Here is a 21,834-nt window from a genome sequence, read left to right on the forward strand (position 1 = left end):
TGCTTTTTGAAATGCACGCCTTCAGGCTGCGATGGAAGCACTCGTCCTACCGTTGGTCTGCGGGTGATGGGGGCTGCTGAAGCTCACCCGCACGCCCAGGCGGATGAGCACAGCGCGAGCTCGCTGAGTTGGCGCGGCTCGCGCGGGCTGCCGAAGGGCGCGCCGTTGGCCGCATTGATGCGCACCGGCAGACCGTAGCGGGAGAAGACGTCCTGCAGCTGGTTCTTCACATTGGCCGTTTGCAGGCGAGCGCAGGCGCGCAAAGCCAGGGTTGTAGCGGGAGTGGTCGCCCAGGCAGCGTTAGCGAACTGCGGCGCTCCGCTGAGGTGGATGTGTAGCCCTTGAAGTCGATCTGCCAGAGGCTGTTGGGCGCCTCGTGCTCGAAGCGCTGCCAAGCGTGGCCGCGCTGATGGCCTGGACGCTGATGAGGCCGTGGCGTTTGAGGATGGAATTGACGGTGCTTGGAGCCAGACAGCCCTGGCCGAGGTCGCTCAGGCGCCGTGCGAGCTTGCGAGCGCCCTAGGCGGGGTGCTGCAACAAACTCTTCTCTCAGGCTCATGATGTCTAGGGTGCTCCAGGGCATGGTCGGATTCCGGTCGGGCAATATGTCCGACGGTGTCCACCGTGTCCTCGCACAACCGTCCACCATGTGTCCGGTCCACACACCAAAAAAAGATGGCGTTCTATCCAAACTACCAATTTGCTTCGCGCCGAAATGGGGCGATTCAATTAAGTTGAGCGAGGTGTCGTATTAGTAGTTGAGCATCCAATAGTGCATGGGGCCGACTCACGCTGAGGGCGGAAATTCACTTAGGAGAAGCAATTGGTGAGTGGAGTGACCACAGACTCGTGAAGCACATCGTCTAACTGAACTACATCGAGCCGAACATTACTGCGTCAACTCTCGCCACGAAGTCCGCTGCGGGGTAATACTCGAACTCGTACTCGACGGCGTCCTCACCAACGAAGTCGTGCCATCGCTGAGTTGCCGCAAAAGCCGCAACGTCCCATCCGCCAGCTTCACGAAGCTCTGCCCCACGATCACGGAATTGGCGCTCACAAGCGCGCCGGCTTTGCTCTCCAGCGCGGCGCCACTGGCGGTGTTCAGCAGGTAGTTCCACGAGCTGCCGCCAGAGCTGCACGCATCACCGGTGGGAATCGCCGTGGAAATCGCGAGCACGCTGCCCTGGAGCGCGATGTCGACGAAGATGCGTTCACCCGACTGAGGCAGGTCTACCTTCCAGCCGTTCTGGGTCGTCCAGTTGACCGGGTTGCTGGTGATCGTGGCTTCGTTGTTCGATACGGTGATGGTTTGCCGCACTAGCGTCGTGCCGGCCCGCACGTCGCCCAGGCCCGTGCTCGCCAGCGAATCCTTGATGGCGTAGATGCTCTGCTGCGTCGTGTTGGTGATGTCGCCCGTGCTCATGTAGCGCCCGGTGCCGATGACGATGACCGGCTTGCCGTTCACCTGTGTCAAGCGAGGGCGCGTCGTGATGGGCTGCGGTGTCGTGCTGTTGATCAGGAACTGGGCCAGCAGCATCGCGGAGTTGTAGGGTTGCGTCGCGCCATCGATGTCGAAGCGCCAGAGGTTGCCCAGTTCGTCCCCGCCGTAGAAGCGCCTGGAGGTATTGTCCGATTCCTGGTCGATCCATCCGTTGATCTTCGACAGTCCGCTCGGCGCGGAAGTGCTGCCCACACCCGTGCTGATATCCGTGCGAGCTCTCGCGCCAGTATTGGCGTTGAGCACGAAAAGCCGGCCCACGCCGTCGCCGGGGCTGACGTTGTTGTAGCCCGACGCGAACGCCACGACCCATGTGCCATCCGCGCGCTTGGTGATGACGGGATTTCCGAAAGTGAGGCCCAGGTTGTCGTCGGTGAATTCCCACAGCGACCGCGGACTCTGCGGGTCCGTAATGTCGAGCGCGTAGTAGCCTCGTCCGCCCTTGCCCATGCCGCCGACGAGGATCGTCTTCCAGGCGTTGCCCACATAGATGTCGCCGACCACCGGGGCACCATCCAGAATGTAATTGTGCTTGTTCGCATAGTTCGAGTCGGCGAGGCGGTAGAGGTTGGGCATCGCGGCCGTCGGCACGTAGGCCCACAACTCGGTACCGCCATCCGTCGTATCGGCGGAGATCGCATGCAGCATGCCATCGTTGGCCGCCACATAGATCATCGGCTTGCGATTCCGGTTGTTGCGCACGAAGTCGGTGTAGCCCGCATCCGAGTAGCCGAAATCGGGCTTGCTCACATACCTGGGGGCGCCATTGATGATGTCGCCGAGCACCCCCGCGCGCACGCGATACAGAGCCGTGGTGCTACCGATCGCGGTGTTTGCTCTTTCGTTGCTGCGGTCGCCGCTGAGAAAGTTCACCAGGTTCGTCGCGCTGTTGGCCCGGGTCTTGTCGGCATCACTCAAGGTCTGGCATTGCGTCACTCCAGTGTGATTGGCATTCCCGCACAAGTTGAAGTGATCGGCCAGCCCGTCGGCGGTGAGGTTGGTTGCATTGAAGGTGCCCAGCGCGTTGGTGCTCGAGCGGCGGTAATAGATGGTCCGCGCGGTATAGGCCGCGCCCGTCAGCTTGGTCTGTGCCGACCAGGTGGGGTTGGTATTGATGGTGCCGCTGCTGCCGTCCAGCGAGTAGGCCTTCAGGTCGCCAGTCCAGGTGCCCGTGGTATAGCTCGCACTGTAGACCTGATTGTTGTCGCCCGACACCAGCTCCAGGGTGCTCGTTGTCGCTGCGGCGGAAGAGCCCGTCACTTCCTGGATCGCACTGACCACGCCGCTGATGGCTTCGGCAAGCTGGGTGGCATTGAGTGCAGAGTAGTACTGGCCGCGCCCGTTCACCGCGGCATGCCAGAGGTCGTCGATGTTGCGGGCATCGCCTGAGGCGCCAGAAATATTGACCGTATCCGGCACCGGCCAGTTGGTGGCGCCGCTGGTCAGGTCCACGTAGGCGCCCGAGGTCTGCGTGAGGTAGTTGCGATCGTAGGTCAGCGTTCCGCTCACGCCTAGGCCGATGGTAAACGTGGTCATGTGCTGGTGCCTCGCGGTATCGCGGCCCGAAGTGGGAACGATATCGCTGCAAACGTTCTGGATGATTCCCGAACTGGTCGACGTGCAGTTGGTCGTGCGCAGATCGGTCTTGTAGTAATAGGCAGCCACATCGGCGAGGCTGTTCGAGGATCCCCCCGACGGGTTCGTGACAGCGGTCACGGTGGAGTAGACGGTTCCCCCTGCGTTGGACGCGGCCGTCTGCTGGGGGGAAGTGTTGGGCAAGACATAGCTGCCTGCCTGGCAGTCGCCGCGACTGTTGGTCGGCGCCGGTGCATCGGGTGTCCACGTCGAGTTGTCGGTGGATGTCTGATCCGTCGCCCGGACCTTGTATTGGTTGTTGGAGCAGTTGTTAGCGCCTCTCGTGCTCACTCGATAGGCAGTACGGCTGTATGACGTGGTCGTGGTGGTGCCGTCAAACAGAGGCCGCGCCTCGCTGCCATCCTGGTTGCCCACATTGTTGCCATCCAGATCGATGGCGCTGTAGCCGGTGCCCTCTGTCGCTCCGGGAGAGCCGCCCTTGTTCCAGTAACCATCGGTGGACAGCAGAACGAAATTGCGCTGGCACGCGTACTGAACAGGATCGTTCGCTTCGGTTTGACCCGAAAGTCGACGACCGTAATACCGGCCGATCTTGGCTAGCGCGCCACGCAGCGGCGTCCCCCCAGCCGCGGCCGCGCCGTACAGCTTGGTGTAGAGCGTCGTCTTTTGATCCCCGGTGAAGTCTCCAACGGGCTGGAAACCATCGGACGTCGTCACCGTGGTACTGCTGTTGATGGTTGAGAAACCGAGACGATATCCATCGTCGAGGGCCGCGAAGGCACGTCCCACCGCGGTGCGCATCAACAGCGTCCGGGTGCGGTAGTAGGAATACCAATTGGCGTAGTTCTGGGCCTCGGTGGATGCGCTGGTGACCGTGAAGCTGTCGAACAGGGAGGCACCCGAAGAACTGCTCGTCTTGTAGTTGCACTCGTTGTAGAAAGTGTCCTGAACCACGTCCGCACTCGTGTACTGCCAAGACATCCTGGGCCTTGTTCCCTTGTACTTGTAGTACACACTCCCCGTGAGGCGACTGAGCGTCCAATCCTTCGTGGCAGCCGTGCCGGTGGACTGGGTCACGTTGAGCACCATCGTGTATGTGAAGGTGCTAGAACCTGTGGTGGTCAGCGTGGTAATCGTCCCGATCATGGTGGCGCCCGACGACGTCACTGACACCAGACTCCCGACATCGATTCCCAGGTCGCTCTTGTAGGAGGTGCCGCTGAAGACGAAGGTCTTGCTTCCGGTTCCTGGGGTGATGTTCGCGGTCGTGGTCAGGGTTCTGCTTGCCGCCACCCCATTGAGATTCGTGGTGCTGCTCGACGAGCTGAAGCCGTCCTGCTTCGCCGCCGTGAAGGAGCTGTTCACCATCTCCGCCCCGGCCGCATCGAGCGGCGGCTTGTAGGTGATGCTCGGATCGTAGGCAACGCCGTTGCACTGCGCGCTTCTGAATCCGAAGGTGCCCGTGTCGCTCATCTCGTCGGGCATGTACTCGCGAGCCATACTGCCCGAGTCGTCCAGCACGAACATCAGGTTCGGCTTGGCGTGTGCGTTGGGGCTGGTGATCAGCGGTACATCGGAAATCTCCGTGGCATCGCTGCGAACGGTGAAACCCACTGCGCCCAGCATCGTCAATGCCGCGGCAGCGATGAGGCCGATCTTCCTGCCGCTAGCACGAAGAGGGTTCCGGAACGTGGACGAGAATTGATTTGGCATGGTTGCGACTCCCGGTGCGAGAGCTTTCGCCCTAGAGTTGAACGATGGTTTCGATGTAGCTCACCGAGTTGCGAGAGCCACGCACCTGCACCACGATGCGGTAGAAGGCGCCGGCGGCGGGCTGGGAAATCGACCGCTCGCCGGCCTCGTGGCCACTGCTTGCGGCGCTGGTGGCTGTTGCACAGTTGTTGGTGCCGGTGACGGCCGTCGACACGGCACCGGTCAAGCTGCAGAGACGGAAGATGGTGTAGGCGAGCTGATTGTTGCCGTTGGGCGTCGTGCCGGCATCGACGGCCTTCAGCGTGCAACTGCCGTTGGTGCCCGCATAGGCGCAGGTGCCATCGGCGTACCAGTCGATCAACTGGCGCGAGGTGTTGCTTGCGTACTGCCGGCCCGTGACGTCGAGCGGTGCGGTGCTGTCGGTGTCGCGCGAAGTGGCGTAGTAGCCGCTGTTGGGAACGTCCGCCGTCAGGTCGGCCTGGCCCTTGAGCCACACGAAGGCCTTGCGCGCGGCCTGGTCGCCCGCCGCGGTGGCATCCTGCTTGAAGCTCAGGTTGCCGAGCAGCAAGGCCCCCGTGTCGACCGACCGTACCAGCGAGAGTGTCGCCAGGCCCAGGATCACCAATGTGATCAAGGCGAAGATGAGTGCCGCGCCCTGCTGGCGGCGAAGTGCGATGAAACGGTGCATGTTCAGCTGGCTGAGTTCCACAGCACGTTGCGCAGTGGAATGATGGTGTCGTAGACCCGGTAGCGGTAGTGCTTCCAATCCGGTACGTGGCTGACCTTGATCGACAGGCACTTGCTGCCGCCGTGGCAGTCCGTCGCGCCCGTGACTGTTGCGCTGGCGCCGAGGTCCCAGAGCGGATCGGCCTGGGTCACTGCATCGCCATCGTTGGCTTTCTTGGTAGGCTCGTATTGGGTACTGCGGGCCACCACGGCGATGCGGATCGCCAGCACCTGCTGCCAGCCAGCACTGGTCGTGGGCGTGGTGCTGTCATAGGTGTCGACCACACCGTCGTTGTTCGTGTCCTTCCCGTACAGTGCTTGCAGATTCACGATGTTGGGAAAGAGCTCGGAGGTGGATCCCGCGGCAGTTGCCGTGCGCGTCGTGATCTGGAGTGCGAGATCGCTGCTGATCGAATAGGAGCTGTAGCCCAGGCCACCCAGGTTGAGCAGATAGCTGGCCGTGATGGCGGACAGCGCCGAATTGTTGTTCCAGCTGGGAAGCGCACCTTCGACATGCGGCACGCGAAGCGCCCACAACCCGGTGTTGCTGGACGTGCCCGCGCCGTCGTCGGTGACCGAGAACAAGCGGCACGGAGCAGACGATCCCCATGGATTCGGAATGGCGACCATCAGGTCGCCCGCCTTCACGCCCAGTGACGACTGCACGGTGAAGTAGTCGGAGGATTGCGCGGTCACTATCACGGGGACCGAGAAACCAGCCGTCCGGCTCTGGAGGATCGTCACCGTGTCGGGTGCGCCACTGGCTCCTTCGGTAATCTGGACAGGTGCCAGGGTCGCGGCGAAGGTTTCAGCCGTGGCGCTGGCATTGAGCTTGAAGGTGCCTTGAAGCGGGCAGCCCATCGCATCCGGCTTGATCGCCAGGCCATAGCCGGCCATGGCGATGTCGCGCTGCAGCGTGTAGGCCGCCAATGCACCATTGATCTGTGCATCGTTCCCGCTCGCGATGGTGCGCTTGCGGCTCTCGCTCGTCGCGAGGATCTGCGTGATGACGAGCACGGTCAGCAGCCCTAGCAGCAAGCCGACCATGAGCTCGACGAGCGTGAGTCCATGCATGCGCGACCGGGACGCAAGTGCGGGCGGCGCGGACGACCGCGCGCGGGCGTGATGGATGCGCTTCATCAGCTGGCCGCCTTCGCGGAGACGTTGCTCTGCGTTTCGTAGGTATGGGTGCTGCCGCCGGGCAGTGCCCACTGGATCCGCACCGACACATTGCCGGCGCTGGCGCCCGTTCCCACCGTGATGGCGGCGGTCGCTCCCGGAAGCAGCAGGGCGAGCTTGTCGCGCCATTCGGTGCAGGAAGTGGCGCTGCATGAATCGGTTCCGGCATAGCTGCTGAGGTTGCTGATGTCGGCCCACATGCGGCCGATCAGTTCGCTGGCCAGGTACGCCGCGTTCGCACGCGTGTTGGCCTCGCTCTCGGCCCGGACCAATGCAGTCTGCAGGCCGATGAAGCCCAGGATGCCGAACATGAAGATCAGCAGCGCGACCAGCACCTCGATCAGGACGATGCCGCGATGGCTTTTTCGCCGCGACGGGACATGTGGCCGAAGGGGACGGATGCGGGACGAGGCGCGCATGGCGACGAGATCCTTCAACATTTGCGGGGATCGTTGGTCTGAATGGAGGACCGCGGGTCGCAGATGCGGACCCCGCCCCCCGTCTCGACGATGACCATGAGATCGAGGTAGGTGATGTCGGTCTTGGGACCGGTGATCCGCACGCGATTCAGCGGCGAGGACGTGGTGTCCAGGCGACCGAGGCCATCGAAGGTCGTCGTGGTGGCGGCGGTGCCCACGACCGTCTTGTCGCTCGTATTAGAAGAACTGCCCGCCGAAATCTTGACACCGCTGCTCGAGGAGCCGATCGCACGCGAGCCGAGGATGGAGGCGTTGCCGCACTTGCCTGCCGGCGAACTGGTGTTGATCACCCACGAGCCGCTGGTGGATGACAGGGCGCAGCTGTTGTCCATGGTGCTGCCATTGGTCAGCGACACGAGGTAGAAGGACACGCTCTGGTTGCGGCGCACGGCCTCCATCCGCGCTGTCTGGAGACCGGCCTGCAAACCCTCGGCCGCACTCCGGATGCGGGTGTTGTCGAGCCATACGCCGATGTTGGGCATGGCGACGAGCAACCCGACGGCCAGCACCGCCATGGTGATGACCAGCTCGATCAACGTGAAGCCGCGAACGCGGCGCATGTATCGCATCGGGCGGCTCAACAAGCGCTGGACCGCGTCAGCCAGCACTCGGCGGAAACGGTGGCGCCTTTGAATTTCGAAGTCGAACGATTGCCGTTCTGATCGATGGAATAGACATCGTTCTTCACTTGGCCGTTCTTGCCCGTTGCGCTGATCAAGTAGGCTTGCTGCGCGCTGTCTGTGATGGTGCAGGCGTACCGAAAGTGGTCCGTTTCCTTGAAGTCGTTCCACGTGGACGCGGTCGCGTCATTGGCGCAAGTGGTGCCCGAACCGTACTTCCGGTTGTCTTGGTAGTACTGCTCCATCTTGGCGCGGAAGTCGGACAGGGCATTGAACGCTTCCGGCTGTTGCCCACGGCGGATGTAGTCGTTGTAGGAGGGTAAGGCGATCGCCGCCAGGATGGCGATGAGGGCCACCACGATCATCATCTCGATGAGAGTGAAGCCCCGCATGCGGCTCGCGAGCGCGACGCGATGACGCGGAAAAATGGAAAACTTCAAGGGCACCTCGTTGTAGAGCAGGTTGGGTGACGACTGTGAATGCACCTGACAATGGTCACAGAATGTCTCCAATTGTGTTTGATTGCAAAACCACTGAGCCCAGGCGATCGACCATTCGTCAGCAATTGCAGGTTTCGGGGGGAGTTGTGCATACTTTGTATGTAAGTGAGCCGGGTTTCTAGGGCTTGAGTTCATCCATCCGGCAGATCGTGCGGCCGGTTCACAATCGCGCTGGATGTCCTCGGTCCTCAAGCGAATCTCTCGACTCGAAAGCGCTCCCTCCATCGGCTGCGCGGGACTCGTCGCCATTCCATTTCTCTGCCCGCTCGTGGCGGGCCCTTCGGCCAACGCGTGGCAACTGCTCGCCTCCGGGCTCTGCGCGGCCCTGCTGGTGCTGTCGGCGAGTGGCGGTGCCGTCGATCGGCGCTTGGCCGTTTGGCTGGGTTGCTGTGTCGTGGCGCTCGCGCTTTCGCTCCAAGGCTTCGCGGACTTGCGATTCATGGGGTGCGCGGCGCTCGCGGGGATCGGTTTGTCGGCGCTCGCCGGTGCCGGAAAGCAGGGGCAGACCGTATCCGTTCCGGCGGCGTTGGCCTGGGGCATCCTGGCGGCCGGCGTCATCAATGCACTTGTCGGGCTGCTCCAGTACGGCAACCTGGCTGAAGACCTGTTTCCCTGGATCACCTCTCCCACCGCCGGTCGCGCCTGGGGACTGCTGCGCCAGCGCAACCAGTTCGGCACATCGATCAGCCTGGCCTTGATCGCCACCTTGTGGCTGTACGCAATGGGAGGCTCCGGTCGCATACGGAGCAGCCTCGTCGCTGCCGCCGTGCTGCTCATTGCCGCCACCGCCGCATCAGGCTCCCGCACCGGCTTGCTCCAAGTTGCGCTGATCTCGGTCGCCGCGGGCGTCGTGGCCTGGAAGGAGCGCCGCATTGCTTCCGATCCAATCGCGGTTCGCCGCCTGCCGCCGCCCCTGGCATTGCTGGCCATGCTCCCCCTCTACTTCGCCCTGAATTGGTTGCTACCCCAGCTCGCAGCCATCGGCACCAGCCACAAGGCCGTCGCCTCCGCCGGCGCCCTGGTCCAACGTCTCCAACCCACCGCCCTAGGCAACGAAAGCCGTCTCACCCTCTGGCACAACGTCCTCTCCCTGATCGCCGAGCGCCCGTTCACCGGCTGGGGCTGGGGCGAACTCAGCTACGCCCACTTCATGGCCGTCTACCCGGGCCCGCGTTTTCCTGTGCTCCTCGACAACGCCCACAACCTCCCGTTGCACCTCGCGGTCGAACTCGGCATCCCGGCCGCCGTGCTGATCTGCGGCGGCTTCCTCTGGCTGGTGATCTCCGCTCGCCCCTGGCGCGAGCGCGATCCGAACCGACTCATGGCCTGGGGCCTGCTGGCCGTCATCCTCGTGCACAGCCTGCTCGAGTACCCGCTGTGGTACGGCCCCTTCCAGCTGGTCTTCGGCCTGTGCCTGGGCATGCTGTGGCCCGCGCGCGCCGGCGGCGAGCCGGCATCGAAGAAGACATGGCTCCCCGACGGCCGAAAGCTTTCAGCCCTGGCGAGCATCGTCCTGCTCTCGTTCGTCGTCTACGCCGCCTGGGACTACACCCGCATCAGCCAGATCTACCTGCCGCGCGACGAGCGCCTGCCGCCCTGGCAGGACGACACGCTCGCGAAGGTCCGGGATTCCTGGCTGTTCGCGCGCCAGGTCGATTTCGCCGAATTGACGCTGACGCCGGTCACGCACGAGAACGCGGCGCGGATGCATGCGCTCGCCGAGCGGACGCTGCATTTCTCGCCGGAGCCGCGCGTGATCGTGAAGCTGATCGAGAGCGCCGAACTCTCGGGTCGCGAGGACGAAGCGCGCCTGATCGCCGAGCGCTTCAGGGCGGCCTTCCCGCGCGACTACGCGCGCTGGCTCCAGCAGAACCCCGTCGAGGCGGTGCCGGCTCCTTAGGTCGCTGGCGCGGCAGTCCAGCTCCCCGACTTCCCGCCATGCTTCTCCACCACATGCACCCCGGTGACCGTCATCCCGCGGTCCACCGCCTTGCACATGTCGTACACGGTCAGGAGCGCGATCTGCACGGCGGTCAGCGCCTCCATCTCGACGCCGGTCGGCCCGACGGTCTCGACCGTGGCGGTGCATCGCACGTGCGGTGTCGCGTCGTCGGCCTCGGAGAGCGCGAGGTCGACCGCCACCCGGGTGATGGCCAGCGGATGGCACAGCGGGATCAGGTCGCTGGTCTTCTTGGCGGCCTGGATGCCGGCGATGCGCGCGATGCCGAGCACGTCGCCCTTCTTCGCGCTGCCCGAGGCGATCAGCGCCAGGGTCTCGGGCCGCATCTCGATGCGGCCGGTGGCCACGGCCACGCGATGGGTGGCGGGCTTGGCGGCGACGTCGACCATGTGGGCCTGGCCCTGGGCGTCGAAATGGGTGAGTGAGCTCATGGTGAACGTTCAAGAGGGAGGTGCATCATACGAGCCCGAGTTCTGGACAAGCCATGCCACGCTGGACCCCACCCCCTCGCAAGAAACGACCCTTCGTCCCCGCCCTGCGGACGGTTTGCGCTAGCGTTTTAATAGCGTCCCAGGTGCTGATGCCGCCGCTGGCGCGCGCGCAATTGCTGCCGGGGCTCGGCGACGGCGGCGAGATGACGGCGACCGCCGAGCGCCACCTGGGCGACCAGATCGCGCGCGAGCTCTACCGCGACACCGACTACATCGACGATCCGGTGATCGCCGACTACGTGCAGGAGATCTGGCAGCGCCTGCTGGCGGCGGCGCGGGTGCGCGGTGAACTCACGCCCGAACTCGACGAGCGCTATGCCTGGGTGGTGATGCTGGGGCGCGATCGCAACATCAACGCCTTCGCGTTGCCGGGCGGCTACCTCGGGCTCAACCTCGGGCTGGTGGCGGCGGTGGGCAGCCGCGACGAGCTGGCGACCGTGCTCGGGCACGAGCTGTCGCACGTCACGCAGCGGCACATCGCCCGCATGATGGACAAGCAGAACAAGCAGTTCCCGCTGATGCTCGCGGGCCTGATCCTCGGCATGATCGCCGCGGGCAAGAGCCGCAGTGGCGGCGACGCGGGCCAGGCGATGGTCCTGGGCAGCCAGGCGGCGTTCATGCAGAACCAGCTGAATTTCTCGCGCGACATGGAGCGCGAGGCCGACCGCGTGGGCTTCGGCGTGATGACGCAGGCCGGCTTCGCGCCGCAGGGTGCGGCCACGATGTTCGAGAAGCTGCAATACGCCTCGCGGCTCAACGACAACGGCTCCTTCCCCTACCTGCGCAGCCATCCGCTGACGACCGAGCGCATCTCCGACATGCAGGGCCGCTTCCAGTTCCGCATGGACACGGTGCCGCCGCCGGTGCTGCTGATGGACCATGCGATGGTCTCCTCGCGCGCGCGCGTGCTGACGCGCCCCGGCGTCGACGTGCTGCGGCAATGGGTCGACGCGGCCTCGACCGGCGAGTTCGCCAAGAGCACGCCGGCCCAGCAGGCGGGCACGCTCTACGCGGCGGCGCTGTCGGCCAAGGAGTTGCGCGATTACAAGGCGGCGCGCGCGCTGGCGCAGCGGCTGGTCGAGCGCACGGCGGAAGACGTTCCGGCCGCGCGCCAGGCGCGCTGGCTGCAGGCCGAGATCGAACTGGCGGCCGGCGGCGCGGGCGTGGCCAAGGCGGCCTCGCTGCTCGACGGCAAGGCCAAGTCGCGGCCCGAGATGCTGCTGGCGGCCGACGTCGCGGTGGCGAGCCGCCAGCCGGCGCCGATGATCCCGGTGCTGCGCGACTGGGTGGCGGCGAATCCGCGCGATGCCACGGCCTGGCGCACGCTGGCCAATCTCTACGGCGCGCAGAACGACACGCTGCATGCGGTGCGCGCGGACGCCGAGTCGAACGTGGCGATCCTCGACTACCCGGCGGCGCGCGACCGTTTCAAGGCGGCGCAGGAACTGATCCGCCAGAGCCAGAGCGGCCGTCCGGGCGCGGTGCCGATCGACCACTTCGAGGCGTCGATCATCGACACCCGCGCGCGCGAGATCGAGGTGCTGGTGAAGCGGCAGGCCGAGGAGCCGGCGCTGCGTTGAGCCAGGGGAGGTGGATCAGGTGGATCAGGTGGATCAGCGGCGCGTCAGCAGCCCGCCGAGCGCGCTCTCGATCAGCAGGCTGAGCACCGAGTAGAGCAGCGAACCCACGAGCGCGGCGAGGAAGCCGTTGACGTGGAAGCCCGCCAGCAGGCCGGACGCGGCCCAGAACATCAGCGCATTGATCACGAACAGGAACAGCCCGAGCGTGACGATGGTGACCGGCAGCGTGAGCACCACCAGCACCGGGCGCACGATCATGTTGAGCAGGCCGATGACCACGGCCGCGATCAGCGCCGAGCCGAAACTGCTGACCTGGACGCCGCTGTAGAGGTAGGCCACCGCAAGCAGCGCCACCGCGCTGAGCAGCCATTTGAGGAGGATGCGCATGCGGCGCAGGATACCGCAGCACCGGGGCGGCGGCGAGACGGACATGCCCGCGAACCCGCGTGGGACGGGGCGTCGGCCTCGCGATGCCCATCGGCATGGGCACAAAAAAACGGCTCCCGAAGGAGCCGTCGTCTGAGCGGGAAGGCGCGGCGCTGACGCCGCGGTCCTCTTATTCCGCCAGTTCGTTCGCCAGCACCAGCAGCGCGCCCATGCCCATCACGGCACCGGGAAAGGCCCAGCCTTGCTGGCCGGCCGGCTTCTGCTCGGGCGTGACCGGCTCGAGGTCCACACCGACCTTGGGGCGGCGGGCGTCGACCACGTGGACGGCCATGTGCTCGCGCTTGAGCTGCTGCGTGAGCTCGGTCAGCGGACCCTTGGCCAGCACGGCCGTGACCTGCCCACCGTTTCGCTCCAGCAGCGGCAGCAGCTGCGCCTGCAGCTTGCTGAACCACTTCGCACGCCAGTTCTCGCGTGCGCTGTGGCTCACCCACTTGCTGATGCGATGCGTCATGCGCGGCGCGCAAGCCACGAGCACCCAGTGACGCGCCACGACGGTGTCGGCGTCCGGCGCCAGCTCGGCGAACTGTTCGCAGGCGTAGACGACGTCGTCGACGTAAAGAATGATCTTTTCCATAGGGTGCTCCTTCAGGTAGTTAGAGTGGCAGAGACGGGTCGAAATGGATAGGGGACTTTCGTGGGGCGGGCAACGGGCTCAGCTCGCGGTGGCCGGCGTCGACGCCTTGGCGCGGGCCTGGCGCGAAGCCACCCACTTGCCGATGGCCAGCACGAGCAGGGCACCGGCGATGCCGGCGGCGTACTTCACGACATCGGTCTGCGGCACCTTCGGCACCCAGGTCCAGGCGGCGGCGTTGGCCAGCGCGGGGTCGGACACGGCCATGGTGCCGGCGATCCAGCCCAGCAGCATGCCGCCGAGCGTGATGATCATCGGGAAGCGGTCCATCAGCTTGATCACGAGCTGGCTGCCCCAGACGATGATCGGGATGCTCACGAGCAGGCCGAAGATCACGAGCGGCATCTGGTGGCCTTCGCCGGCGCCTTGGGCGGCACCCGCGATGGCGATCACGTTGTCGACGCTCATCACGAGGTCGGCAATGATCACGGTCTTGACGGCACCCCAGAGCCTGTCGCTGCCGGCGATGTTGCCGTGTGCGTCGTCATGCTCGGGCGCCAGCAGCTTGATGCCGATCCACAGCAGCAGGATCGCGCCCACGAGCTTCAGGAACGGAATGGCCAGCAGGGTCAGCGCGAAGAAGATCAGGATCACGCGCAGCAGGATGGCGCCGGCGGTGCCCCACAGGATGCCCTGCGTGCGTTGGGCCGGCGGCAGCTTGCGGCAGGCCAGCGCGATCACGACGGCGTTGTCGCCGCCAAGAAGGATGTCGATCATGATGATCTGACCGACGGCGACCCAGAATTCCGGGGTCATGAACTGTTCCATAGTTTCCTCTGTGTCTTGTGACCGTCCCGCTCCACCGTTGCGTGGTGGCCGCGGGCATGGCACATGCGATGCGTTTCGATTCATCCCGGGCGGGCTGATCGAAGCGAGGAAATGAAACCGGGTGACACCGGGGGATCCAACGACGCTTCGACCAAACCTGCACAGGTTCAAATCGAAGGTCTGGCTCGGCACACGCACGGTCGTTCGCCGACATGCGCAATGCCCGACAGGCCGGAAGTGTTGTGCTTCGTATTGACGACCTGGCGATGTCCGTCGTGGGTGCGACGGCCGGGAGCTACTCCCCTTCGTGGGCGCGATTAGAGCATCGGCGCTCGCGCGCTGGCAACCGAAAGTTTCAAGCCTTCAAAAGGAAGGCGCTCAAAACCTGCATCGCAGCAAGGTCTATTGCTACAAGTTTGGTAGCGCCTATAACCTTCGAGGGTCTCGGGACATTGGCGGACTATGATCGCCCGCCCTGCCGATCTTTCTGCGTTCATGGCCGCCATCCACATCACCGACATCGAGGCCGCCATCAATCACTGGCGCGAGAAGAGCCCCTCGCCCGATGGCGTCACGCTCGCGCCCGAGCTGCGCGCGCTGGCCGAGGTCTATGCGCTCATGGTCTACCACCACGAGGACGAGGTCGACGAGGTCGGCTTCCCGGCCAAGGCCTGGGCCGCCTGGCTGGACTGGTACCAGAGCACGCCCGACACCCCCTGCATCGCGATCTGCTCCACCAGCCAGGGCGACGACCAGTGCAAGGGCTGCGGGCGCAGCTTCGACGAGGTGCAGCACTGGCCCGCGATGACGCCGGCCGAGAAGCGCGTCACCTGGCGCCGCATCACCATGGAGGATTCGGCCTGGCGCTTCAACCGCTATGCCGAGCGCGCGCGCGAGGCCGAGCCGCCGAAGTGGCCCGACGAGCCGGACGATCCCGCCGTGCCCACCGGGCCCGAAGACGCGAGCTGAGCGGCCGGCCCGATGCGTCGCCTCGCGCAAGCGCCCAACCTCGCCATCGCGACGCTGTGGGTGCATGCGCTGCGCGAGGACGGCGTGGCCGCGACGGTGCAGCGCGAGTACCTGGGCGCGGCGGCCGGCCAGCTGCCGCCCGACCAGTGCCTGCCCGAGATCTGGATCGACGACGAAAGCCAGTTCGAGCTCGCCCAGCGGCTGCTGCATGCGCTGCAGCACCGGCCGCAGCGCAGCTGGCAGTGCGTCTGCGGCGAGCGGATCGAGGGCGGCTTCGAGCAGTGCTGGCAGTGCGGCGAGATGATGCCGCTCTGAGATTCCGGGCTACTTCCAGCGCAGCAGCTCGATGTCGACGCTGTTCGCGCCGTCGCCGAGCGTCAGCGTGTTCTCCTGGATCGTCGCCTGCAGCTGCATCGAGCGCTGCGCCAGCGCCGCGAGCGCCTGCGAGGCGGCGGTGGGCACGCGGTAGACGCGCAGGTTCTGCGGCCGCGAGAGCTTGTTCTCGATGCCGCGCCACCAGATCTCGGCCGCGTGGTTGAAGCAGTAGACGATCACCTCATCGGCCTTGCCGCAGGCCTTGATGACGGGCTTGTCCTCGGGCTGGCCGACCTCGATCCACAGCCGGGTCTGGCCCGTGAAGTCGCGCAGCCAGACATCGGGTTCGTCCACGTTCGACAGGCCGGCGCCGAAGGCCAGCGTGCCGTCGCCGTTGCAGATGTCCTGCAGCTGGTGCGCGTTGAGCGCCAGCGCGACCAGCCGGATCATCATCCGCTCGTCGGTCTCGCTTGGATGGCGCGCCAGCGTGAGCGCGTGGTCGGCGTAGTAGCCGTGGTCGATGTCGGCCACCGCGAGGTTGGCCTTGAAGATGGTGGATTTGAGCGCCATGGGTGCGCGAGTGTATGCGCGCGCTCCCGGGCCGGCGCCGGCCCGGGACCTGCTCGCCGCCCGATCAGTAGGCGACCGAGGCCTGCAGGTACACGGTGCGCGGCTGGCCCACGTACTTGCCGCCGTTGTTGTCCACCGAGCGGTTGAAGTAGCGGCGGTCGAACAGGTTCTTCACGCCCACGGCCAGCTTGAGGTTGCGCATCGTCGGGCCGAAGTCGTAGCCCGCGCGCACGTTCATCACCGCGTAGCCGGGGATGTTGCCCAGGCGGCCGGTGCTGTCCTCGAGCGTGACGTAGCGCGCATTGGTGTCGGGCGAGCCCGGCGAGCGCTGCTTCGACTGCGCGTAGACGTCGGCGTTGAAGGTCCACGGGCCGCGCTCGTAGCGCGCGCCCAGCGTGGCCACCTGGCGCGAGTAGAACGGCAGGTCGCGGCCCGCGAAGGCGCCGGCCTTCTGGATCGCCTGCGTGTAGGTGTAGGTCGCCGACACCGACAGCCCCTTGAGGGCCGGGCTCAGGTCGCCGAGCTCGTAGCGCAGCGCCGATTCCAGGCCGCGGTGGCGCGTGGCGCCCAGGTCGGTCCACTGGCCGACGTCGCCCGTGATCGAGCGCGCGAGCTGCAGCTCCTTGTCGAAGTTGATGTTGAACAGCGTGAGCTCCGAGCTCCAGGCCTCGCCCTTGTAGTGCGTGCCGATCTCATAGGTCTTCGCCTTCTCGGGATGCAGGCCATCGGTGGACTGGGCGAGCTGCGCGTACTGCTGCGGCCCGAAGGACACGCCGGCGTTCGCGAACAGCGACCAGCGCTCGTTCATGCGGTACATCACCGACACGGTCGGCAGCCATTCGTTGGAATCGATCTTCGGCGCGATCACGCTGGTGATGCGGCCGTTGGTCAGGCCCACCACGTCGTTGTGCGAGCGGATCGCCTCGTAGCGCACGCCGGGCGTCACGGTCCAGTTGCCGAAGTCGATGCGGTCGTCGATGTAGAAGGCGTTGGCGGTGGTGCCGCCGGCGCTGGTCTGGTAGGCCGGCTGGGCCAGCGTGCTGGCGTCGAAGCCCAGGCGCGGGCGGTAGTAGCTGCTGCGCGTGGCCACTTCGGAGCTGGCCTCCTTGAGGTAGCGGTAGCCCACGCTGACTTCCTGCACCACGCTGCCCGAGTCGATCAGGCGCGAGTAGCGCGGCTCGATCGCGAAGGTGTGGTACTCGCGCGGCGCGGCCGTCAGGCGGCGCTGGTTGGCGCTGCTGCCCGTGCCTTCCTGCTCGAGGTGGCTGCCGCGGAACGAGTCGGTGTAGTAGGTCAGCAGCTCGAACTTGTTGATGCCGTCGTTGTGCGTGTAGCGCAGCGAGCCGTCGGTGCGCCGTCCGGTGAACTCGTCGAAGGGACGGTCCGACTGGAATGGGTTCAACGCGTACTGCGCCGTCGTCAGGCCGCCGGGCATGCGGCCCTGGCCTTCGAAGTGGTGCAGCGCCACCGCGATGTCGTCGGTCTTCGAGAAACGGTAGCTGCCCTTGAGCATCACGTCGTCGATGTTCGTCTTGTCGTTGCTCTGGCGGAAGCCCTCGCCGTGCGTGCCCGAGTACAGCAGCGCCAGGCCCAGGCCCTTGTCGTTGGTGCCGCCGACGAACACGCTGGGCGTCGACTTGGTGCCGCCGCCATGGCCCGCGCTCTCCACGCCGATGCTGGCCTCGGCGGCGAACTTCTCGGGGATCGAGCGCGTCACGAAATTGATGATGCCGCCCACGTTCTGCGGTCCGAAGCGCACCGAGCCGGCACCGCGCACCACGTCCACGGTCTCGATGTTGCCCAGAGACAGCGGTGCCAGCGACAGCTGCGGCTGGCCGTAGGGCGCGTAGGCCAGCGGCACGCCGTCCATCAGGATGGTGGAGCGCGGCGACAGGCGCGAGGTCAGGCCGCGCACGCCGACGTTCAGCGAGATGTCGCTGCCGCCGGTGCCGTTGCTCTCCTGCACCTGCACGCCGGGGATCTGGCGCAGCACGTCGCGCACGCTCGACGAGCCACTCTCGCGGATCTGGCGCTGCTCGACGATGGTCCGCGCGCCGGGGTGCTCGACGACCTTCTTCTCGGTCGGGCTGCCGAGCCAGTCACCGGTGACGGTGATGGCCTCGAGCGCCTTGCCGTCGGCGCCCGTGGGCACGTCGCCCTCGGCGGCGAAGCCGGGCAGGCTCAGGGGAAGCAGGGCCATCGCGATGGCGGTGCGTTGGAAGGGGGACACGGGAACTCCTCGGGTTTTTGAAATTGAAAAAGGAACGGGCGGGCGTGGGGCGCGTCGTTCGGGCAGGCCGGCGTCGTCGCGCCGTCGTCGAATCGCCTGGCGTGGGGCTCAGGACGAGGGGCGCGCGAGCGCGGCGCTGCGCCTGGCCGCCTCGGCGGCCGTGCGGCGGCGGCGCCACCAGAGCCAGATGCCGCTGAAGCCCAGGCCACCGAGCGCCAGGCCCAGCAGCGCGGTCACGATCTCGTGGACCACGCCGCCGAGCTCGCCGGTGTGCAGCGGGAAGATCACCGCCACCGAGCCGTTGCCGGCATCTAGCTCCTGCCACTTGCGCGCGGCCAGCACCTCGCCGGTGACCGGGTGGAGCCAGGCCGAGCTGATGCCGTTGGGATGCGGGTCGTCGGGCAGCTTGAAGCGAACGCGCACGGGCCGGTCGGCCTTGCCGGGCACCGCCACGTAGCCGATCGGCTGGCCCGGATGGACCTGCTGCGCGCGCGCCACGATCTCGTCCAGCGGCAGGCGCGGGCCGTGCGCCGCGCCCTTGGCGATCGTCGGCGCCTTGACCGGCTTCTGCCCCATGGCGGCGGAGATGAAATCGCCCAGCGGCCGCCAGGCCATGTAGGCGCCCGTGGCGACCGACACCGCGATCAGCAGGCCGAGCACCGCGCCGCCCGTGCGGTGCAGGTCGAACAGCCCGCGCAGCAAGCCGCGGTTCAGCACGATGCGCAGCGAGGGCGGCCAGCGCGTCGGCCACCACAGCACCAGGCCCGTCACCAGCAGCACCAGGTAGGACAGCGCGACGAAGGCCAGGATGCCCTTGCCGGTGCTGTCGAGCAGCAGGCTGTTGTGGATCTTGTAGATCAGGTTGTAGGCACCTTCCTGGGTGCCGCGCCGGCCCTGTTCGGCGCCGGTGAAGGGGTCGAGGTAGACCGTGCCGTCCCAGCTGCCGCGCACCAGCACCCAGTAGCTGTCGCCGGGCTGGCGCGGCGGGCGCAGGGTCAGGTTGGTGTCGGGGCCGAACTCGGCCAGCAGCCGCTGGCGCAGCGGTTCCAGCGGCAGCCGCGCCGCGGTGGCGTCGCCGGCCGTGCGCGCGACGAAGAGTTCAGGATGGGCCTGGCGGTCGAGCGGCTGGCCCACGACCAGTGCCGCGCCGAGCAGGGCGGTGACGGCGAGGATCGGGCCGAGCGTGAGGCCGACCCAGCGGTGGATCTTGAGCCAGAGACGTCGCAGGGAAGCGCGCAGCATGGACAACGGGGACGCCGAGGCGTCCCGCACGGAAGTGTTGCTGGCTGGCGCACGGCTGGCAGGCGGCGTGCGTTGGCTAGGAAATTGGAAGGAAACCGGAAAGGGCGATCGAAACGAATCGGCCGCCCTCGACGGATTCAGGCGGCCTCAGCGAACGAACCAACCGCTTAAAAAGGAGAAAAGCAGTTGGTGCATCGATGCACAGGGCGTCAGATTCTACCGGCGAGTTCGGCCGCCTTGCCCACGTAGCTGGCCGGTGTCATGGCCAGCAGGCGGGCTTTTTCCTCTTCGGGAATCGCGAGCGAACGGATCAGGCCATGCAGCGCCTCGGCCGTCACGGTCTGGCCGCGCGTCACTTCCTTGAGCTGCTCGTAGGCGCCCTGCACGCCGAAGCGGCGCATCACGGTCTGGATCGGCTCGGCCAGCACTTCCCACGAGGCATCGAGGTCGGCCGCGAGCGCGTCGCGGTTGAGCTCGAGCTTGCCCAGGCCGGTGGCCAGGCTCGCATAGGCCAGGGTCGCGTAGCCGAAGGCCACGCCGATGTTGCGCAGCACCGTGCTGTCGGTCAGGTCGCGCTGCCAGCGGCTGATCGGCAGCTTCTCGCTCAGGTGGCGCAGCAGCGCATTGGCCAGGCCCAGGTTGCCCTCGGCGTTCTCGAAGTCGATCGGGTTGACCTTGTGCGGCATGGTCGAGGAGCCGATCTCGCCCTTCTTGAGCCGCTGCTTGAAGTAGCCCAGGCTCACGTAGCCCCAGACGTCGCGCGAGAAGTCGACCAGGATGGTGTTGGCGCGCGCCACGGCATCGAACAGCTCGGCCATGTAGTCGTGGGGCTCGATCTGGATGCTGTAGGGCTGGAAGCTCAGGCCCAGGCCCAGCGGCGCCGGGGTCTCGACGACCTTGCGGCTGAAGGCTTCCCAGTCGAAGTCGGGCCAGGCCGCCAGGTGGGCGTTGTAGTTGCCGACCGCGCCGTTCATCTTGCCCAGCAGCTGCACCGAGGCGATCTGCGCGCGCGCCTTCGACAGCCGCACCGCCACGTTGGCGATCTCCTTGCCGACCGTGGTCGGGCTGGCGGTCTGGCCGTGGGTGCGCGAGAGCATCGACACGTCGGCGAACTGGTGCGCCATCTCGCGCAGCTTGGTGATCAGGCCGTCGATCGCGGGCAGCAGCACGGTGTCGCGCGAGGCCTGGATCTGCAGCGCGTGGCTGGTGTTGTTGATGTCCTCGCTGGTGCAGGCGAAGTGCACGAACTCGGCCGCGGCCAGCAGCTCGGGGCGGGCCTCGAACTTGGACTTGATCCAGTATTCGACCGCCTTCACGTCGTGGTTGGTGGTCTTCTCGATCTCCTTGATGGCCAGCGCGTCGGCCTCGGAGAAGTGCGAGACCAGGCCCATCAGGTACTTGCGGGCGCCGCCGGTCAGCGGCTTGAATTCGGCGAAGCCGCAGTCCGACAGCGCGATGAACCACGCCACTTCGACCTGCACGCGCCGGTGCATGTAGCCCTGCTCGCTCATCAGGGGGCGCAGGGCCGCGAGTTTGGCCGCGTAACGGCCGTCCAGGGGGGAAAGGGCGGAGACGGTGGAGAAGCTCATGCCCGAATTTTAGGCGGGCCGCCCGGGGACGAACCCGGTACACCGAAAGCCGGGCTTTGGCGTTCCCCTAAAATGATTATGAACAAACGTTATCAATGTCGAGGGAGAGAGCCTTCATGAAACTGATCGGATCCGCCGCCAGTCCCTATGTGCGCAAGGTGCGCGTGGTGCTGGCCGAGAAGCGGCTCGACTACCAGTTCGTGATCGAGGACGTCTGGTCGCCCGACACGACCATCGCCAATTCGAACCCCCTGGGCAAGGTGCCGTGCCTGATCATGGAAGGCGGCGAGGCGATGTTCGACTCGCGCGTGATCGTCGAATACATCGACACCCTGTCGCCGGTCGGCAAGCTGATTCCCCAGCAGAGCCGCGAGCGCGCCGAGGTCAAGACCTGGGAGGCGCTGGCCGACGGCGTGATGGACGCCGGCGTGCTGTGGCGCCTGGAGCGCACCTGGTCCGGCCGCGCCGACGGCGAGCGCAGCGAGGCCTGGATCGACCGCCAGCGCGCCAAGGTCGAGGCCGGCGTGGCCGCCATGGCCAAGGGCCTGGGCGACAAGCCCTTCTGCAGCGGCATCCACCTGAGCCTGTCGGACATCGCGGTGGGCTGTACCCTGGGCTGGCTGAACCTGCGCTTTCCCGAGATCGAATGGCGCGCCGAGCACGCGAACCTCGCGAAGCTCTACGACAAGCTGATGCAGCGCCCGAGCTTCATCGACACCCAGCCCTGA

Annotated in this window: 19 protein-coding genes and 1 pseudogene; 5 read left to right on the top strand and 15 right to left on the bottom strand. The window is 66.2% G+C overall.

Annotated elements, in window-relative coordinates; translation table 11 throughout:
- Window positions 1-16: 16 nt before the first annotated feature.
- The 7 genes and pseudogenes from AC07RM_RS11385 to AC07RM_RS11415 all read right to left on the bottom strand — a co-directional run.
- Window positions 17-519: pseudogene (locus tag AC07RM_RS11385) on the bottom strand (DDE-type integrase/transposase/recombinase); the annotation flags it as partial.
- Window positions 520-889: 370 nt separating this feature from the next.
- Window positions 890-4,810 (bottom strand): pilus assembly protein, encoded by a 3,921-nt coding sequence (locus AC07RM_RS11390; protein WP_495334498.1) that lies wholly within the window; start codon window positions 4,808-4,810, stop codon window positions 890-892.
- Window positions 4,811-4,841: 31 nt separating this feature from the next.
- Complete coding sequence (locus AC07RM_RS11395) at window positions 4,842-5,519, bottom strand: pilus assembly PilX family protein (RefSeq protein ID WP_495334499.1); 678 nt, start codon at window positions 5,517-5,519, stop codon at window positions 4,842-4,844.
- Window positions 5,501-6,676, bottom strand: a complete 1,176-nt coding sequence (locus AC07RM_RS11400; protein ID WP_495334500.1) for a PilW family protein — start codon at window positions 6,674-6,676, stop codon at window positions 5,501-5,503. The genes AC07RM_RS11395 and AC07RM_RS11400 overlap by 19 nt, the downstream gene beginning before the upstream one ends.
- Window positions 6,676-7,155 (bottom strand): type IV pilus modification protein PilV, encoded by a 480-nt coding sequence (gene pilV / locus AC07RM_RS11405; RefSeq protein ID WP_495334501.1) that lies wholly within the window; start codon window positions 7,153-7,155, stop codon window positions 6,676-6,678. The genes AC07RM_RS11400 and pilV overlap by 1 nt, the downstream gene beginning before the upstream one ends.
- Window positions 7,149-7,802 carry a GspH/FimT family pseudopilin gene (locus AC07RM_RS11410; protein ID WP_495334502.1) on the bottom strand — a complete coding sequence of 218 codons (654 nt, stop codon included), beginning with the start codon at window positions 7,800-7,802 and terminating at the stop codon, window positions 7,149-7,151. Before AC07RM_RS11410 ends, pilV begins: the two co-directional genes overlap by 7 nt.
- On the bottom strand, window positions 7,772-8,254 hold the full coding sequence (locus tag AC07RM_RS11415) for a type IV pilin protein (protein ID WP_495334503.1): 483 nt from the start codon (window positions 8,252-8,254) through the stop codon (window positions 7,772-7,774). Before AC07RM_RS11415 ends, AC07RM_RS11410 begins: the two co-directional genes overlap by 31 nt.
- A gap of 235 nt (window positions 8,255-8,489) precedes the next feature.
- Between AC07RM_RS11415 and AC07RM_RS11420 the strand changes: the two genes are divergently transcribed.
- A complete protein-coding gene (locus AC07RM_RS11420; protein ID WP_495334504.1) occupies window positions 8,490-10,214 on the top strand; it encodes a PglL family O-oligosaccharyltransferase in 1,725 nt (574 codons plus the stop codon).
- Here the strand turns inward: AC07RM_RS11420 and moaC are convergent.
- On the bottom strand, window positions 10,211-10,705 hold the full coding sequence (gene moaC / locus AC07RM_RS11425; protein WP_495334505.1) for a cyclic pyranopterin monophosphate synthase MoaC: 495 nt from the start codon (window positions 10,703-10,705) through the stop codon (window positions 10,211-10,213). The genes AC07RM_RS11420 and moaC overlap by 4 nt on opposite strands.
- Window positions 10,706-10,758: 53 nt before the next feature.
- On the opposite strand from moaC, the gene AC07RM_RS11430 reads away from it, so the two are divergent.
- Window positions 10,759-12,345: a M48 family metalloprotease gene (locus tag AC07RM_RS11430; RefSeq protein WP_495321410.1), complete on the top strand. Its 1,587-nt coding sequence runs from the start codon at window positions 10,759-10,761 to the stop codon at window positions 12,343-12,345.
- Window positions 12,346-12,378: 33 nt separating this feature from the next.
- Here AC07RM_RS11430 and AC07RM_RS11435 read toward each other — a convergent pair whose 3' ends face one another.
- The 3 genes from AC07RM_RS11435 to AC07RM_RS11445 all read right to left on the bottom strand — a co-directional run bounded on the left by AC07RM_RS11435 (window position 12,379) and on the right by AC07RM_RS11445 (window position 14,191).
- The gene (locus AC07RM_RS11435) at window positions 12,379-12,732 is read right to left on the bottom strand and encodes a phage holin family protein (RefSeq protein ID WP_093351452.1); all 354 of its coding nucleotides are present in this window, start codon (window positions 12,730-12,732) and stop codon (window positions 12,379-12,381) included.
- Between the two features lie 169 nt (window positions 12,733-12,901).
- On the bottom strand, window positions 12,902-13,366 hold the full coding sequence (locus AC07RM_RS11440) for a hypothetical protein (RefSeq protein WP_093351448.1): 465 nt from the start codon (window positions 13,364-13,366) through the stop codon (window positions 12,902-12,904).
- Between the two features lie 78 nt (window positions 13,367-13,444).
- Window positions 13,445-14,191 carry a TerC family protein gene (locus AC07RM_RS11445; protein WP_093351445.1) on the bottom strand — a complete coding sequence of 249 codons (747 nt, stop codon included), beginning with the start codon at window positions 14,189-14,191 and terminating at the stop codon, window positions 13,445-13,447.
- 495 nt (window positions 14,192-14,686) lie between these two features.
- On the opposite strand from AC07RM_RS11445, the gene AC07RM_RS11450 reads away from it, so the two are divergent.
- Both AC07RM_RS11450 and AC07RM_RS11455 read left to right on the top strand, forming a co-directional pair.
- Window positions 14,687-15,160 (top strand): DUF3717 domain-containing protein, encoded by a 474-nt coding sequence (locus tag AC07RM_RS11450; RefSeq protein WP_296774898.1) that lies wholly within the window; start codon window positions 14,687-14,689, stop codon window positions 15,158-15,160.
- Window positions 15,161-15,172: 12 nt separating this feature from the next.
- Window positions 15,173-15,475, top strand: a complete 303-nt coding sequence (locus AC07RM_RS11455) for a DUF2007 domain-containing protein (RefSeq protein WP_203203371.1) — start codon at window positions 15,173-15,175, stop codon at window positions 15,473-15,475.
- Between the two features lie 9 nt (window positions 15,476-15,484).
- On the opposite strand, the gene AC07RM_RS11460 is transcribed toward AC07RM_RS11455, so the two are convergent.
- The 4 genes from AC07RM_RS11460 to purB form a co-directional block, all read right to left on the bottom strand.
- A complete protein-coding gene (locus AC07RM_RS11460; RefSeq protein ID WP_296774906.1) occupies window positions 15,485-16,045 on the bottom strand; it encodes a YaeQ family protein in 561 nt (186 codons plus the stop codon).
- Window positions 16,046-16,109: 64 nt separating this feature from the next.
- Window positions 16,110-18,245, bottom strand: coding sequence for a TonB-dependent receptor family protein (locus AC07RM_RS11465; protein WP_495334545.1), 2,136 nt, complete (start codon window positions 18,243-18,245; stop codon window positions 16,110-16,112).
- Between the two features lie 138 nt (window positions 18,246-18,383).
- Window positions 18,384-19,517, bottom strand: a complete 1,134-nt coding sequence (locus AC07RM_RS11470) for a PepSY-associated TM helix domain-containing protein (RefSeq protein WP_495334506.1) — start codon at window positions 19,515-19,517, stop codon at window positions 18,384-18,386.
- 209 nt (window positions 19,518-19,726) lie between these two features.
- Complete coding sequence (gene purB / locus AC07RM_RS11475) at window positions 19,727-21,106, bottom strand: adenylosuccinate lyase (RefSeq protein ID WP_495334507.1); 1,380 nt, start codon at window positions 21,104-21,106, stop codon at window positions 19,727-19,729.
- 116 nt (window positions 21,107-21,222) lie between these two features.
- Between purB and AC07RM_RS11480 the strand changes: the two genes are divergently transcribed.
- Window positions 21,223-21,834 carry a glutathione S-transferase N-terminal domain-containing protein gene (locus AC07RM_RS11480; RefSeq protein WP_093351431.1) on the top strand — a complete coding sequence of 204 codons (612 nt, stop codon included), beginning with the start codon at window positions 21,223-21,225 and terminating at the stop codon, window positions 21,832-21,834.

This window comes from Variovorax sp. GW821-FHT09B05 (genome assembly GCF_059418265.1).

Excerpts from the sequence above, each read along its gene's own strand:
- AC07RM_RS11450 (WP_296774898.1), top strand. The coding sequence starts at position 14,687 with ATGGCCGCCATCCACATCACCGACATCGAGGCCGCCATCAATCACTGG.
- AC07RM_RS11440 (WP_093351448.1), bottom strand. The coding sequence starts at position 13,366 with ATGGAAAAGATCATTCTTTACGTCGACGACGTCGTCTACGCCTGCGAA.
- AC07RM_RS11455 (WP_203203371.1), top strand. The coding sequence starts at position 15,173 with ATGCGTCGCCTCGCGCAAGCGCCCAACCTCGCCATCGCGACGCTGTGG.
- AC07RM_RS11400 (WP_495334500.1), bottom strand. The coding sequence starts at position 6,676 with ATGAAGCGCATCCATCACGCCCGCGCGCGGTCGTCCGCGCCGCCCGCA.
- AC07RM_RS11420 (WP_495334504.1), top strand. The coding sequence starts at position 8,490 with ATGTCCTCGGTCCTCAAGCGAATCTCTCGACTCGAAAGCGCTCCCTCC.
- AC07RM_RS11430 (WP_495321410.1), top strand. The coding sequence starts at position 10,759 with ATGCCACGCTGGACCCCACCCCCTCGCAAGAAACGACCCTTCGTCCCC.
- pilV (WP_495334501.1), bottom strand. The coding sequence starts at position 7,155 with ATGTTGAAGGATCTCGTCGCCATGCGCGCCTCGTCCCGCATCCGTCCC.
- AC07RM_RS11480 (WP_093351431.1), top strand. The coding sequence starts at position 21,223 with ATGAAACTGATCGGATCCGCCGCCAGTCCCTATGTGCGCAAGGTGCGC.
- AC07RM_RS11465 (WP_495334545.1), bottom strand. The coding sequence starts at position 18,245 with ATGGCCCTGCTTCCCCTGAGCCTGCCCGGCTTCGCCGCCGAGGGCGAC.
- AC07RM_RS11435 (WP_093351452.1), bottom strand. The coding sequence starts at position 12,732 with ATGCGCATCCTCCTCAAATGGCTGCTCAGCGCGGTGGCGCTGCTTGCG.
- AC07RM_RS11390 (WP_495334498.1), bottom strand. The coding sequence starts at position 4,810 with ATGCCAAATCAATTCTCGTCCACGTTCCGGAACCCTCTTCGTGCTAGC.
- moaC (WP_495334505.1), bottom strand. The coding sequence starts at position 10,705 with ATGAGCTCACTCACCCATTTCGACGCCCAGGGCCAGGCCCACATGGTC.
- AC07RM_RS11445 (WP_093351445.1), bottom strand. The coding sequence starts at position 14,191 with ATGGAACAGTTCATGACCCCGGAATTCTGGGTCGCCGTCGGTCAGATC.
- AC07RM_RS11470 (WP_495334506.1), bottom strand. The coding sequence starts at position 19,517 with ATGCTGCGCGCTTCCCTGCGACGTCTCTGGCTCAAGATCCACCGCTGG.
- purB (WP_495334507.1), bottom strand. The coding sequence starts at position 21,106 with ATGAGCTTCTCCACCGTCTCCGCCCTTTCCCCCCTGGACGGCCGTTAC.
- AC07RM_RS11460 (WP_296774906.1), bottom strand. The coding sequence starts at position 16,045 with ATGGCGCTCAAATCCACCATCTTCAAGGCCAACCTCGCGGTGGCCGAC.